Origin of the sequence: Bacillus clarus, from assembly GCF_000746925.1 — a bacterium.
In the GTDB taxonomy this organism is placed as follows: Bacteria; Bacillota; Bacilli; order Bacillales; family Bacillaceae_G; genus Bacillus_A; species Bacillus_A clarus.
This window is the reverse complement of the sequence record NZ_JMQC01000008.1, coordinates 671,851-686,404: the sequence shown is the minus strand read 5'-3', so window position 1 is coordinate 686,404 and position 14,554 is coordinate 671,851. Positions and strand designations below refer to the sequence as shown.

13 protein-coding genes are annotated in these 14,554 nt (G+C 36.6%); all 13 read left to right on the top strand.

What is annotated here, in order from left to right:
• The first annotated feature begins 29 nt into the window (after window positions 1-29).
• Window positions 30-815 carry a DUF3388 domain-containing protein gene (locus DJ93_RS04200; protein ID WP_042979321.1) on the top strand — a complete coding sequence of 262 codons (786 nt, stop codon included), beginning with the start codon at window positions 30-32 and terminating at the stop codon, window positions 813-815.
• A gap of 21 nt (window positions 816-836) precedes the next feature.
• Complete coding sequence (locus DJ93_RS04195) at window positions 837-1,751, top strand: helix-turn-helix domain-containing protein (protein ID WP_042979320.1); 915 nt, start codon at window positions 837-839, stop codon at window positions 1,749-1,751.
• A 63-nt stretch (window positions 1,752-1,814) separates the two neighbouring features.
• Window positions 1,815-2,393 (top strand): CDP-diacylglycerol--glycerol-3-phosphate 3-phosphatidyltransferase, encoded by a 579-nt coding sequence (gene pgsA / locus DJ93_RS04190; RefSeq protein ID WP_042979319.1) that lies wholly within the window; start codon window positions 1,815-1,817, stop codon window positions 2,391-2,393.
• Between the two features lie 20 nt (window positions 2,394-2,413).
• Window positions 2,414-3,652, top strand: coding sequence for a competence/damage-inducible protein CinA (gene cinA, locus DJ93_RS04185; protein WP_042979318.1), 1,239 nt, complete (start codon window positions 2,414-2,416; stop codon window positions 3,650-3,652).
• A 143-nt stretch (window positions 3,653-3,795) separates the two neighbouring features.
• Window positions 3,796-4,827, top strand: a complete 1,032-nt coding sequence (gene recA, locus DJ93_RS04180) for a recombinase RecA (RefSeq protein ID WP_042979317.1) — start codon at window positions 3,796-3,798, stop codon at window positions 4,825-4,827.
• A gap of 462 nt (window positions 4,828-5,289) precedes the next feature.
• A complete protein-coding gene (gene rny, locus DJ93_RS04175) occupies window positions 5,290-6,852 on the top strand; it encodes a ribonuclease Y (RefSeq protein WP_042979316.1) in 1,563 nt (520 codons plus the stop codon).
• 207 nt (window positions 6,853-7,059) lie between these two features.
• Window positions 7,060-7,854 (top strand): TIGR00282 family metallophosphoesterase, encoded by a 795-nt coding sequence (locus tag DJ93_RS04170; RefSeq protein ID WP_001221095.1) that lies wholly within the window; start codon window positions 7,060-7,062, stop codon window positions 7,852-7,854.
• A 148-nt stretch (window positions 7,855-8,002) separates the two neighbouring features.
• A complete protein-coding gene (gene spoVS / locus DJ93_RS04165; RefSeq protein ID WP_000404341.1) occupies window positions 8,003-8,263 on the top strand; it encodes a stage V sporulation protein SpoVS in 261 nt (86 codons plus the stop codon).
• A gap of 59 nt (window positions 8,264-8,322) precedes the next feature.
• A complete protein-coding gene (locus DJ93_RS04160; RefSeq protein WP_042979315.1) occupies window positions 8,323-9,246 on the top strand; it encodes a dipeptidase in 924 nt (307 codons plus the stop codon).
• A 225-nt stretch (window positions 9,247-9,471) separates the two neighbouring features.
• Window positions 9,472-11,229 carry a 2-oxoacid:acceptor oxidoreductase subunit alpha gene (locus DJ93_RS04155; protein WP_042979314.1) on the top strand — a complete coding sequence of 586 codons (1,758 nt, stop codon included), beginning with the start codon at window positions 9,472-9,474 and terminating at the stop codon, window positions 11,227-11,229.
• Window positions 11,216-12,082 (top strand): 2-oxoacid:ferredoxin oxidoreductase subunit beta, encoded by an 867-nt coding sequence (locus DJ93_RS04150; protein ID WP_042979313.1) that lies wholly within the window; start codon window positions 11,216-11,218, stop codon window positions 12,080-12,082. The genes DJ93_RS04155 and DJ93_RS04150 overlap by 14 nt, the downstream gene beginning before the upstream one ends.
• A 458-nt stretch (window positions 12,083-12,540) precedes the next feature.
• Complete coding sequence (gene miaB / locus DJ93_RS04145; protein ID WP_042979312.1) at window positions 12,541-14,070, top strand: tRNA (N6-isopentenyl adenosine(37)-C2)-methylthiotransferase MiaB; 1,530 nt, start codon at window positions 12,541-12,543, stop codon at window positions 14,068-14,070.
• A gap of 3 nt (window positions 14,071-14,073) precedes the next feature.
• Window positions 14,074-14,505 carry a YlbF/YmcA family competence regulator gene (locus DJ93_RS04140; RefSeq protein WP_042979311.1) on the top strand — a complete coding sequence of 144 codons (432 nt, stop codon included), beginning with the start codon at window positions 14,074-14,076 and terminating at the stop codon, window positions 14,503-14,505.
• Window positions 14,506-14,554 lie beyond the last annotated feature (49 nt).

Sequence of the window (14,554 nt, the reverse complement as noted above, 5' to 3'; positions counted from 1 at the left end):
TGTAAAGTAAGCAAGGGGAGTGATCTTAGATGATTGAATGGTATTTTGAATATGAAATACATAAAAACCGACCTGGCTTGCTTGGTGACGTTTCTTCGTTAATCGGTATGCTTGGCATTAATATTGTCACAATTAATGGTGTAGATAATGCAAGGCGTGGACTTTTGCTCATGTGCGATAATCAAGAACAAATCTCTAGACTTGAATCAATTTTAAATACGATGGATAATATAACGGTAACGAAATATCGTCCGCCAAAGCTTAGAGACAGGCTAGCAGTTAGACACGGTAGGTACATACAACGCGACGCAGATGATAAGAAGACATTTCGATTCGTACGTGATGAACTAGGATTACTTGTTGATTTTATGGCAGAATTAATGAAAAAAGAGGGTCATAAACTTATTGGAATTCGAGGGATGCCTCGTGTAGGGAAAACAGAATCCATTGTAGCCGCAAGTGTTTGTGCAAATAAGCGTTGGTTATTTGTTTCATCCACTCTCATTAAGCAAACTGTACGTAGTCAGTTGATTGAAGATGAGTATAGCGACGATAATATTTTTATACTAGATGGTATTGTTTCAACAAAGCGTGCAAATGAAAGACATTGGCAGCTCGTTCGTGAAATTATGAGGTTACCTGCCACTAAGGTTGTGGAGCATCCAGATGTATTTGTGAGTCAATCAGAATATACACTTGATGATTTTGATTATATTATTGAATTGCGTAACGATTATGATGAAGAAATTCAATATAATTTAGTAGATGAAATTGAGCAAGGTGCGCAAAATAATTTCTCTATGTTTGACTTTTAAAGAAATATTGAGGTGTTAGTAGTGGCGGAATTAGGACAAAGGCTGAAGGAAGCAAGAGAAGCAAAAGGCTTTTCTATTGATCAGCTATATGAGATTACAAAAATTCAAAAACGTTATTTAGTAACGATTGAAGAGGGCGATTACAGTATATTGCCAGGTGCTTTTTATGCGCGTGCATTTATTAAGCAATATGCAGACGCTGTTGGATTAAATGGAGAGGAATTGCTAGTAGAGTATCAAAGTACGATACCGCAATCTGAAAATCACGAAGTTCCGATAGTATCGACGGGACAAAAGACACAGGAGACAATGCAAAAAGCATCGTCATTACCAATTGCAGACCATATGCCGAAAATTTTAATTGCATTATTGGTAATTGCATTTGGAGTAGCAATTTGGTTTGTTGTTCAAATGTTAGCTGGAAAAGATGATGGACAAGTAAAAGATAGTAAAAGTGAGCAAATTGAGGTTCAAAAAGCAAAAAATTCTCCGTTAGATGCGAAAAAAGATGAAGTGAAAGCGGAAGAACCGAAAAAAGAAGAACCGAAAAAAGAAGAGCCAAAGAAAGAAGAGCAAGCACAGCAACCACCAGCTGGAGAAAATGAAATAAAAGTGCTTGGAACAAGCGGTAAGGTATCTACTTTTGAGATTCATAATAATAAAACATTAGAACTGGAAATTACAGCAAAGGGCGCAAGTTATGTCGGTGTTAAAGATGACGCAGGTAGTGACATTTTTAACGGGACATTACAAGAAGGTCAAACAGAAAAGCGTGATTTATCAACAGTAAAAGAAGTGCATCTTAATATTGGGAGCGCACCAAATGTTGACATTAAACTGAATGGCCAAGCCGTTACTTTCCCATTGGATCCAGAAAAGGAATATCATCAAAGATTGGTGATAAAAAACCAAGGGATGGGGCAACCTGCACAATAACAGTCATCGCTTCGATGACTTTTTTCAATGAACAAATGTTTTTGACATGATGGAGGAATAGCTGTGAATTTACCAAATAAAATTACAATATCTCGAATCTGCTTAATTCCAATTTTTATGATAATTATGTTAGCTCCCTTTGATTGGGGTGTATATACAATTGGAGATGTAGATTTACCGATTCAACATTTAGTAGGAGCCCTTATTTTTATCATTGCTTCAGCTACAGATTGGATTGATGGACATTTTGCAAGGAAGTATAACCTTGTAACAAATCTAGGGAAGTTTCTTGATCCGTTAGCAGATAAGTTACTTGTTTCAGCAGCGCTTATCACATTAGTAGAAATGCAATATGTGCCAGCTTGGATTGTTATCGTAATTATTAGCCGTGAATTTGCAGTAACGGGTTTACGTCTTGTATTAGCGGGAACAGGAGAGGTTGTTGCAGCGAATCAGTTAGGGAAAATTAAGACATGGACACAAATTATTGCGATTGCAGCGTATTTACTACATGATGTACCATTAAATTTACTTCATATTCCAGTTGCAGATATTTTCATTTGGATTGCATTAATCTTTACCGTTATTTCAGGATGGGATTATTTCTGGAAAAATAGAGCTGCTTTTGTAAACTCAAAATAGAAGTTTATGGGGGAATTGGGATGAACGCTGAGATTATTGCGGTTGGAACGGAATTATTACTTGGACAAATTGCAAATACAAATGCCCAGTTTTTATCTGAAAAGTTAGCTTCAATCGGAATTAACGTGTACTACCATACTGTCGTTGGTGATAATAACAGTCGATTACAAAAGGCAATTGAAGTTGCTGAAGAACGCGCTGATATTCTTATTTTTACAGGTGGATTAGGACCGACAAAAGATGATTTAACGAAAGAAACAATCGCGTCTAGTTTAGAGGAAGAGCTTGTATATGATGAAAAAGCATTAACATCAATAAGCGATTATTTTAAGCGTACAGGACGTGAATTTACAGAGAATAATAAAAAGCAAGCACTCGTTTTAAGTGGATCAACCGTGTTTGCGAATGATCATGGCATGGCGCCTGGTATGGGATTGAATAAGAACGGAAAAGTTTATATTTTATTACCAGGACCACCGAAAGAGATGAAGCCGATGTATGTAAGTTATGTAGAGCCTTTTTTACGTAACTTTACAATAGGAGAAAACATTTATTCTCGTGTGCTTCGCTTCTTCGGGATTGGGGAATCCCAATTAGAGGTGAAAGTTCAAGATTTAATTGATGGACAAACGAATCCGACAATCGCCCCACTTGCAAATGATGGAGAAGTGACATTGCGTTTAACGGCCAAACATCAAAATGCTGATGAGGCGGAGAAACTAATTCAGCATATGGAAGATTTGATTTTAGAAAGAGTAGGAGAATTTTTCTACGGATATGACCAAGAGTTTCTGCATTATAAGGCGATAGAGTTATTGAAGAAAAAAGGATTAACTTTAGCGTGTGCAGAAAGTTTAACAGGTGGTCTCTTCGGAAATCAAGTAACAGAAAATGCAGGTGTGTCTTCAGTATTTAAAGGCGGTGTCATTTGTTATCATAATGATGTGAAGCAACATGTTTTACATGTGCCTGAAGAAGTGTTGCGTACTCATGGTGCAGTTAGTAAAGAATGTGCTCGTTACCTTGCTGAAAATGTTAAGGAACTATTAAAAGCAGATATCGGAATTAGTTTCACTGGGGTAGCAGGACCAGACGCTTCAGAACAGAAAGAGCCGGGAACAGTATTTGTTGGGTTGGCGATTAAGAATGAACCAACTGTAGTCTTTCCTCTTAATTTAGGTGGAAGTCGTCAACAAATTAAGGAACGCTCAACGAAATATGGATTTTATCATTTATATAAAAAGCTAGAAGAGATATGAGTCTCTTCTAGTTTTTTTTATGTTTAAATTCAGTTTTATTTAATGGAAAATAAAAAAAACGAATAAATGTTCGATTTTTGTTGGCAAAATGAATTGAAAATAGGTATAATAAGATTAGCAATTCAGTTAAGGAGGAATTTTGAATGAGTGATCGTCAAGCGGCATTAGATATGGCGTTAAAACAAATAGAGAAGCAATTTGGTAAAGGTTCAATTATGAAATTAGGAGAACAAGCGGAGCGTAGAGTTTCTACAGTTTCTAGTGGTTCTTTAGCACTTGATGTGGCATTAGGGGTAGGCGGATACCCACGCGGCCGTATTATCGAAATTTATGGACCTGAAAGTTCAGGTAAAACAACAGTTTCATTACATGCAATTGCAGAAGTACAGCGTCAAGGTGGACAAGCGGCGTTCATTGATGCGGAGCATGCAATGGATCCTGTATATGCACAAAAATTAGGTGTTAACATCGATGAATTACTATTATCACAACCTGATACAGGGGAGCAAGGATTAGAAATTGCAGAAGCACTTGTACGAAGTGGTGCCGTTGATATTATCGTAATTGACTCTGTAGCAGCTCTTGTACCGAAAGCAGAGATTGAAGGAGACATGGGTGACTCGCACGTAGGTTTACAAGCACGTTTAATGTCACAAGCACTTCGTAAGCTTTCGGGTGCAATTAATAAATCAAAAACAATCGCAATCTTTATTAACCAAATTCGTGAAAAAGTTGGGGTTATGTTCGGGAACCCAGAAACAACTCCAGGTGGTCGTGCGTTGAAATTCTATTCAACTGTTCGTCTTGAAGTGCGTCGTGCGGAGCAATTAAAGCAAGGTAACGACATCGTTGGTAATAAAACAAAAGTAAAAGTAGTTAAAAATAAAGTAGCACCACCATTCCGTGTTGCTGAAGTTGATATTATGTACGGAGAAGGTATTTCAAGAGAAGGTGAAATCTTAGATATGGCTTCTGAACTTGATATCGTTCAAAAGAGTGGTGCTTGGTACTCTTATAATGAAGAACGCTTAGGACAAGGACGTGAAAATTCGAAGCAGTTCTTAAAAGAAAATACGGATTTAAGAGAAGAAATTGCCTTCTTTATTCGTGAACATCATGGAATTGGTGAGGGTTCTGCTTCTGAAAACATGGAAGATGGAACTCTTATCGATTAATGAAAAAAGACACGTTCTCGTGTCTTTTTTTGTTATATGTATACGAATACAAAATATTTTCATTACTTTGATAAAAGTGTATAAGGGAAAATATTTATATATTTTAGGGAGACTAGATGGTATTTATTAAGGTTTCCCAGGATAATTTATGATTAGTTTTTATTATTCATAGATGATTAAGGCACAAAGGTAAAGAAAGTAAAAGTAGACAACGCTTGACAATGAAAATTGCGATAGATACAATGAGAATGTATATTTTTTCTTATATACGATACACTCTTCTCTAGAAGAGAAGTAATATTCGGAGTAAGACTTAAATCTTGCCGAAATAATAATATGACATTTTAATTGTGAAATGAAGAAAGTCCCTTAAAAAAGCGGGACGACGGTCTTTGCTGTACGTTGTGATTCGATGTACATGCCGGCAGTCTTTTTTCATTCATAGCAAGGGGAGGTGAAATCATGAGTAGTACAGTTTGGATACTCATCTCCATTTTGCTTGCAACAGTCGGTGCAGTTGTTGGCTTTTTTGTTCGAAAGTCTATTGCAGAAGCGAAGATTAATGGTGCGGCTAATGAAGCGAGACGTATTTTAGACGAAGCGAATCGTGAGGCTGAAGCACTTAAGAAAGAAGCGCTTTTAGAAGCAAAGGATGAAATTCATACACTTCGTACAGAAGCTGAATTAGAAATTCGTGACCGTAGAAGCGAATTACAAAAACAAGAAAATCGTTTAATGCAAAAAGAAGAGAACCTTGATCGTAAAGACGAAACGCTCGATAAACGCGAGCGCATGTTAGAAAAGAAAGAGGAATCTCTTGTTGCGAGACAACAGCAGATTGAAGAGTTGGAAAGCAAAGTGGGAGAGTTAGTTCAAAAGCAACAAACGGAATTAGAGCGCATTTCCAATCTGACACGCGAACAAGCGAAAGCAATTATTCTTGGTAAAGTGGAAAGTGAAATTTCTCATGAAATTGCCGTTATGGTAAAAGAAAGTGAAGTTCGCGCGAAAGAAGAGGCGGATAAGAAAGCAAAAGAGATTTTATCTCTTGCAATGCAAAGATGTGCAGCTGATCATGTTGCTGAAACAACCGTTTCGGTTGTAAATCTTCCAAACGACGAAATGAAGGGACGTATTATCGGGCGTGAGGGACGTAATATCCGTACGTTAGAAACGTTAACAGGTATTGACCTTATTATTGATGATACACCGGAAGCGGTAATCCTATCAGGATTTGATCCGATTCGTCGTGAAACAGCTCGTATCGCTCTTGATAAACTTGTACAAGATGGACGAATTCACCCAGCGCGTATTGAAGAGATGGTCGAAAAATCAAGACGTGAAGTGGATGAGTATATTCGTGAAGTCGGAGAGCAAACAACGTTTGAAGTGGGTGTTCACGGTTTACATCCAGATTTAATTAAGATTTTAGGTCGTTTAAAATACCGTACAAGCTATGGACAAAACGTCTTAAAACACTCTATGGAAGTAGCATACTTAACAGGACTTATGGCAGCGGAGCTTGGCGAGGATGAAAAACTAGCAAGACGTGCTGGTTTATTACATGATATCGGAAAAGCGATTGATCATGAAGTAGAAGGTAGCCACGTTGAAATTGGTGTCGAACTCGCAACGAAATACAAAGAGCATCCTGTTGTAATAAATAGTATCGCATCTCACCATGGAGATACAGAACCAACTTCTATCATTGCAGTTCTAGTTGCAGCAGCAGATGCATTATCAGCTGCACGACCAGGAGCTCGTAGTGAAACGCTTGAAAACTACATTCGTCGTCTTGAAAAGCTAGAAGAAATTTCAGAGTCTTATGAAGGCGTGGAAAAATCTTTTGCAATTCAAGCAGGACGTGAAGTTCGTATTCTGGTAAAACCAGATACAATCGATGATTTAGAAGCTCATCGTTTAGCTCGTGATATTCGAAAACGTATTGAAAATGAACTGGATTACCCAGGACATATTAAAGTAACTGTTATTCGTGAAACACGTGCAGTAGAATACGCAAAATAAAGTGGTGAAATACCACTTTATTTTTTTGTGTTGGAATTGGGTAAAATAAAGTGAAACTGGAGCAAATAAAGAAGTTTTGTTTCACTAATGTTCCTTTTGCTCATAGTGAAATAAAATTTATAATGAACAATATGTTTTCATTACAAGAGAATAGCTTGTAATATAGTATGGTAATAAAAAAAGTAGTACATAGAAAGGGTAAGACATATGAGAATATTATTCGTTGGGGATGTAGTAGGATCTCCTGGCAGAGGTATGATTCAACAATACGTACCAGCACTAAAGAAAAAATATACACCTACCGTAACAATCATTAATGGAGAAAATGCAGCAGGTGGCCGTGGTATTACAGAAAAAATATACCGAAACTTTTTAGAGTGTGGGGCACAAGCGGTTACGCTTGGAAACCATGCTTGGGATAATCGTGAAGTATTTGAATTTATTGATGATGCAAAATATCTTGCAAGACCAGCTAATTTCCCAGAAGGAACTCCAGGAAAAGGACTTATTTTTGTAAATTGTAACGGGACAGAAGTTGCGGTCATTAATTTACAAGGACGCACATTCCTTCCACCAATCGATTGTCCATTCCGTAAAGTAGATGAATTAATTAATATTGCGAAAAAGCGTACGAATATTATCTTTGTTGATTTCCATGCTGAAACCACAAGTGAAAAGCAAGCGCTAGGTTGGTATGTAGATGGTCGTGCCACAGCAGTGGTAGGAACACATACGCATGTTCCAACAGCGGATAATCGTATTTTACCAAGTGGAACAGCTTATATTACAGACGTAGGTATGACAGGGCCATATGATGGGATTTTAGGTATGGATCGCGAAGCTGTATTGAAAAAGTTTTTAACAAATTTACCAGTACGTTTTGAAGTAACGAATGGTAGAACACAGTTAAGTGCAGTGCTTATTGATGTAGATCCTAATACGGGTAAAGCTAAAAAAATTGAGCGCATTTTAATCAATGACGATCAGCCATTTTTTGAGTAATCCCCACCGGAAGTTAGAAAATATATTATATTTTAATTTTTTAGAAAAATTACGAATGTTTAGCAGGAATACATGCCATTCCTCGTGAATATAAGTTAAAGTGAAATAATCGCTAATACTTTTTTTAGAAACGAGGAGGAAACGAGGAATGGAAATATTAAAAGTTAAAGCAACTTCGGTCCCTAACTCTGTAGCTGGTGCACTTGCTGGTGTTATTCGCGAACGCGGAACAGCAGAAATTCAAGCTATTGGTGCAGGTGCATTGAACCAAGCGGTAAAGGCAGTAGCAATTGCAAGAGGATTTGTAGCGCCTAGTGGTTTGGATTTGATTTGTATTCCAGCTTTTACAGACATTATGATTGATGGTGAAGAACGTACAGCGATAAAATTAATTGTAGAACCTCGTTAAGTTTAAACAACCTGTTTGCATACATGCAAGCAGGTTGTTTTTATAGTGGAGGAATGAAGATGAAGGTTTTTGATGCACATTGCGATGTATTATGGAAATTATGGAGTGCAAAGGGAACAAAAAGCTTTCAAAATGATTCAGAATTACATATTACGTTGGAGCAATTAAAGGAAAGAAAAGGCAGTATACAATGTTTTGCGATATATGTACCAGAAACAGTAGCCTATGAAGATCGTTTTGAAATAGCTTTAACAATGATAGATATATTTCATCAGGAAATTTTATCGTTACCAGGAATAAAATTTATTCAAACAAAAGAGGATATACAAAAATTAGGGCAGGATGAAGTTGGAGCGTTATTAACATTAGAAGGATGCGAAGCAATTGGCAAAGAGATGATGAAATTGCGTTTGTTTTATCGTTTAGGTGTTCGTTCCTTTGGATTAACATGGAACTATGCAAATTTATTGGCTGACGGTGCGCTAGAGACGAGAGGGGCAGGGCTAACTGCCTTTGGTAAACAAATTGTTGAAGAATTTAATAGATTGCGTTTATGGACGGATGTATCACATTTAAACGAGCGAAGTTTTTGGGATGTTATAGAAATTGCCCAAAACCCAATTGCTTCACATTCAAATTGTAATCAACTTTGCCAACATCCACGCAACTTAAATGATGAGCAAATAAAGGAACTTATAAAGCGAGATAGTATTATTGGTATTACTTTTGTACCTCAATTTTTAACGAACCGTAAGGAAGCAACGATAGCAGATATATTACGTCATGTAGAACATGTTTGTTCGTTAGGTGGAGAAAGAAATATTGGATTTGGTTCGGATTTTGATGGTATTCCAAAAGCGGTTGTAAAAGTAGAAGCATATAGAGATTATGAATACATTATTAACGAACTTTGTAAAAAGTATAGTGAAACAACTGTAGAGCGGTTTTTATATCATAATTTTGTTGAGCGTATTACATTTTAGTTTTATTTTTAAAAATTCAGAAAAATTAAAATAAATTCAAGTTAATTTATTGATTTTTTTGATCCCTAAGTCTAGAATGGTAAACGAAATAGGATTATACTAAAGATTCAGGGAAATCAGAAGAGGTATAATTTGCGTCCGTTGTAGTTTATTTGCATAAAAAATGCTAAACTATTACTGTAAAAAAATACACTACAATGAATGCAGCCAAAAGGGGTGTAGGAGATGATTAGTCAACTTTCATGGAAAGTTGGAGGCCAACAAGGTGAAGGAATTGAAAGTACAGGGGAGATCTTCTGTATTGCATTAAACCGATTAGGATATTACCTATACGGTTACCGCCACTTCTCATCACGTATTAAAGGCGGCCATACAAATAATAAAATTCGCGTAAGTACAACAGAAGTACGCGCGATATCAGATGATTTAGATATTTTAATTGCATTTGATCAAGAAACAATTGATTTTAACTTCCACGAACTACGTCCAGGTGGAATTGTTGTTGCGGATGCGAAATTTAATCCGACAATACCTGATAATACAGATGTAAATCTATATGTGATACCGTTTACAGATATCGCTTCAGAATTAGGTACATCATTAATGAAAAACATGGTTGCTGTTGGAGCATCTAGTGCGGTATTGGGATTAGACGAAACAGCTTATTTAGAAGTTGTTGAAGAAATTTTCGGTCGTAAAGGTGAGCAAGTCGTTCAAAAGAATATGGAAGCTATTAAACGTGGCTCTCAATATATGAAAGAATTGCTTGGTGAAAAAGTAAACATGATGCAGCTTGAAAAGGCTGATGGGCAAAAGCGTATGTTTATGATTGGGAACGATGCAATTGCATTTGGCGCAGTAGCTGGTGGTGCTCGTTTTATGTCTGCATATCCAATTACGCCTGCGTCTGAAATTATGGAATACTTAATTAAAAAACTGCCAAAAGTAGGCGGGACGGTTATCCAAACTGAAGATGAAATTGCTGCTTGTACAATGGCTATCGGTGCAAACTATGCTGGTGTTCGTACATTAACAGCATCTGCTGGACCTGGCCTTTCGTTAATGATGGAAGCAATCGGATTAGCTGGTATTACAGAAACACCGTTAGTTATTGTTGATACACAGCGCGGTGGCCCAAGTACTGGTTTACCGACAAAACAAGAACAGTCGGATCTAATGGCGATGATTTATGGAACACATGGTGAAATTCCAAAAATCGTAATGGCGCCAAGTACTGTTGAAGAAGCATTCTACGATATTGTAGAAGCATTTAACTTAGCGGAAGAATATCAAGTACCTGTTATCTTCTTAACAGATTTACAGCTTTCTTTAGGTAAACAAACAGTGGAACCACTTAAGTTAGATAAAGTTGAAATTCGTCGTGGTAAGCTTGATTTACAAGCAGAATTACCAGAACGTGAAAATAAAGCGTACTTCAAGCGCTATGAAGTAACAGAAGATGGCATTTCACCACGTGTTTTACCTGGTATGAAAAATGGTGTTCACCATGTTACAGGTGTAGAGCATGATGAAACTGGTAAGCCATCTGAATCAGCGTTAAATCGTAAAGATCAAATGGACAAACGTTTCCGTAAAATGGCGAACTTGAAATTTAATACCCCTGTTTACAAAAATGCTAAGTATGATGATGCCGATGTATTGTTAGTTGGCTTTAACTCTACTCGTGGTGCGATCGAAGAAGCAATGCAACGTTTAGAGCAGGAAGGGTTGAAAGTAAACCACGCTCATGTGCGTTTAATTCATCCATTCCCAACAGCTGAAATCGATCCACTTGTAAAGAGTGCAAAACGTATTGTTGTAGTAGAGAATAATGCAACTGGTCAACTTGCTAACATTATGAAGATGAATCTTGGCAATGGTGAGAAGATTTCTAGTCTGTTAAAATATGACGGAAATCCATTCTTACCAAAAGAGATTTACAACGAATGCAAAAAAGGGGTTGTATTAAATGGCAACATTTAAGGACTTTCGTAACAGTGTAAAACCAAACTGGTGCCCAGGTTGCGGAGACTTTTCAGTGCAAGCTGCGATTCAACGTGCCGCAGCTAACGTTGGTTTAAACCCAGATGAATTAGCTGTTATCTCTGGTATCGGCTGTTCAGGTCGTATTTCAGGTTATATTAATTCATATGGTGTGCATAGTATTCATGGACGTGCTCTTCCAATTGCACAAGGTGTGAAAATGGCAAACCGTGATTTAACAGTTATCGCATCTGGTGGTGACGGTGATGGTTTTGCGATTGGCATGGGACATACAATCCATTCTATTCGTCGTAACATTGACATTACGTATATCGTAATGGATAACCAAATTTACGGTTTAACAAAGGGTCAAACTTCACCACGTAGTGAAGCTGGATTTAAAACAAAAAGTACACCACAAGGTTCAATTGAACCATCACTAAATGTTATGGAAATGGCTTTAACAGCTGGTGCGACATTTGTGGCACAAAGCTTTTCAAGCGATTTAAAAGAATTAACACAGATTATTGAAGCTGGTATTAATCATAAAGGCTTTTCATTAATTAACGTATTTAGTCCATGTGTTACGTACAATAAAGTAAACACTTATGATTGGTTTAAAGAGAATTTAACGAAACTAAGTACAGTAGAAGGATATGATCCATCTAATCGCATGATGGCAATGCAAACATTAATGGAAAATAACGGGTTAGTAACAGGTTTAATTTATCAAAATACAGAACAGCCTTCTTATCAAGAACTTGTGAAAGGTTATAGTGAAAAGCCTTTAGTGCAAGCTGATTTAAATATGAATCAGAAAATGTTTGATGAGCTTGTTGCTGAATTTATGTAATGAAAGATAGAAGAGGAAGCTGCCAACTGGCAGCTTTTTTTCATGATCTAAAAATGTTGGAAAGAAATATGAAACAATCTTAAAGTGATTTATTTACTTGGAAAATTCAGAATGATAAAATAATAAGGGGAATCATTGTATGAAAATAGCGTGTTCGTTCTCTATAAGATGTAAGGTAGGGTGTGGCCTCTTTGTTGTTAAAATTGGCTAAACACCCTATACTATGATAATGTGTATAGGGATAAAGCAATATGCTTTTGAAAAGGACAAGATGAAGCGACAAAAAAGGGAATGTCTATTTGTGTGGGAAAGACTACATTCTTATGGATGGTTAGATCGATTACTCAAGTTTCAAAGGGCAAGTTATCTCTCAAACTATTCTAAGTCATTAAGTTAGTTCTAAGCGCATTAAAATAGACTACAGAGTGTGTAGAGTTAAGGTTGAAAGGAGATTACCGATGAACGAGCAACAACGATTAGCAAGTCAACAAGCAAATTCCTCTATGAAAAAAGAAGAAAAAGATTATAGTAAATATTTTGAAAACGTATATCAGCCTCCTTCTTTGAAGGATGCGAAAAAACGTGGGAAAGAAGAAGTTAAAATTGAACGCGACTTTGGGTTATCAGAAGAGTTTCGTAACTTTGGTACAGGAAGAAAGTTTTATATTCGTACATATGGTTGCCAAATGAACGAGCATGATACAGAAGTAATGGCTGGTATTTTTACAGCACTTGGATATGAGCCAACATTTTCAACAGAAGATGCAGATGTAATTCTTTTAAATACTTGTGCCATTCGTGAAAATGCTGAGAATAAAGTATTCGGAGAGCTAGGTCATTTAAAAGCATTAAAACGAAAAAATCCGGATCTTTTAATTGGTGTATGCGGCTGCATGTCTCAAGAGGAATCTGTTGTAAATAAAATTATGCAAAAAAACCAGCATGTAGATATGGTATTTGGTACACATAACATTCATAGATTACCATATATTTTAAAAGATGCGATGTTCTCGAAAGAGACGGTAGTTGAAGTTTGGTCAAAAGAAGGGGATGTAATTGAAAACCTTCCGAAAGTACGTCGCGGTGATATTAAAGCTTGGGTAAATATCATGTATGGTTGCGACAAATTCTGTACATATTGTATCGTACCGTATACGCGTGGGAAAGAGCGTAGCCGACGTCCTGAAGACATTATTAAGGAAGTTCGCCATTTAGCTGCGAACGGTTATAAAGAAGTTACGCTACTTGGGCAAAATGTAAATGCATACGGTAAAGACTTTGAAGATTTAGAATACGGCCTTGGCGATTTAATGGATGAACTTCGAAAAATTGATGTGGCACGTATTCGTTTTACAACGAGCCATCCACGTGATTTTGATGATCGCTTAATTGAGGTGCTTGGAAAAGGTGGTAATTTAGTAGAACACATCCACTTACCGGTGCAATCTGGTAGCACAGATATGCTTAAAATTATGGCACGTAAATATTCAAGAGAGCATTATTTAGAACTTGTACGCAAAATTAAAAAGGCAGTTCCGGACGCTGTATTCACAACGGATATTATCGTAGGTTTCCCAAATGAAACAGATGAACAATTTGAAGAAACAATGTCATTATATCGAGAAGTAGAATTTGATACTGCATTTACATTTATTTATTCGCCTCGTGAAGGTACGCCAGCTGCAAAAATGAAAGATAACGTACCGATGGAAGTGAAGAAAGAACGTTTACAACGTTTAAACGCATTAGTTAATGAATATGCTATAGAAAAGAATAAGCGATACAAAGGAAAAATTGTAGAAGTATTAGTTGATGGAGAGAGTAAGAACAATCCTGAAGTACTTGCGGGTTATACGCGTACGAACAAGCTTGTAAACTTTGTTGCTCCAAAATCTTTAATTGGTCAGCTTGTGAAAGTAAAAGTAACAGAAGCAAAAACTTGGTCTCTTAACGGGGAATTGGTTGAGGAGCCGATTGAGGTGAAATAATAGATGAAAGTATACACAAAAGATGAAATTGTTGAGCAAGCGAAAGAATTAGCAAAAATGATTTCTGACACAGAAGAAGTTGATTTCTTCAAGCGTGCAGAAGCACAAATTCATAAAAATGAAAATGTAAAACGTGCAATTGATGAAATTAAAGCATTGCAAAAACAAGCAGTAAACTTACAACATTATGGAAAATGGGAAGCTTTGAAAAAAGTAGAAGCGGAGATTGATGCTATTCAAGATAAATTGGATAGTATTCCGGTTGTACAAGAATTCAAATCTTCACAAACATATGTAAATGATTTGTTACAATTAGTTGCAAATACCATTTCTAACAATGTAACGGATGAAATTTTAATTTCAACTGGTGGTAATGTGTTAAAAGGGGAAACTGGCGCGGAAGTGGAAAGTAAAAAAGGAAATTGCGGTTGCTAAAGAGATGTCTTATTGACATCTCTTTTTTTGTAGTTATCATAATGCGAAT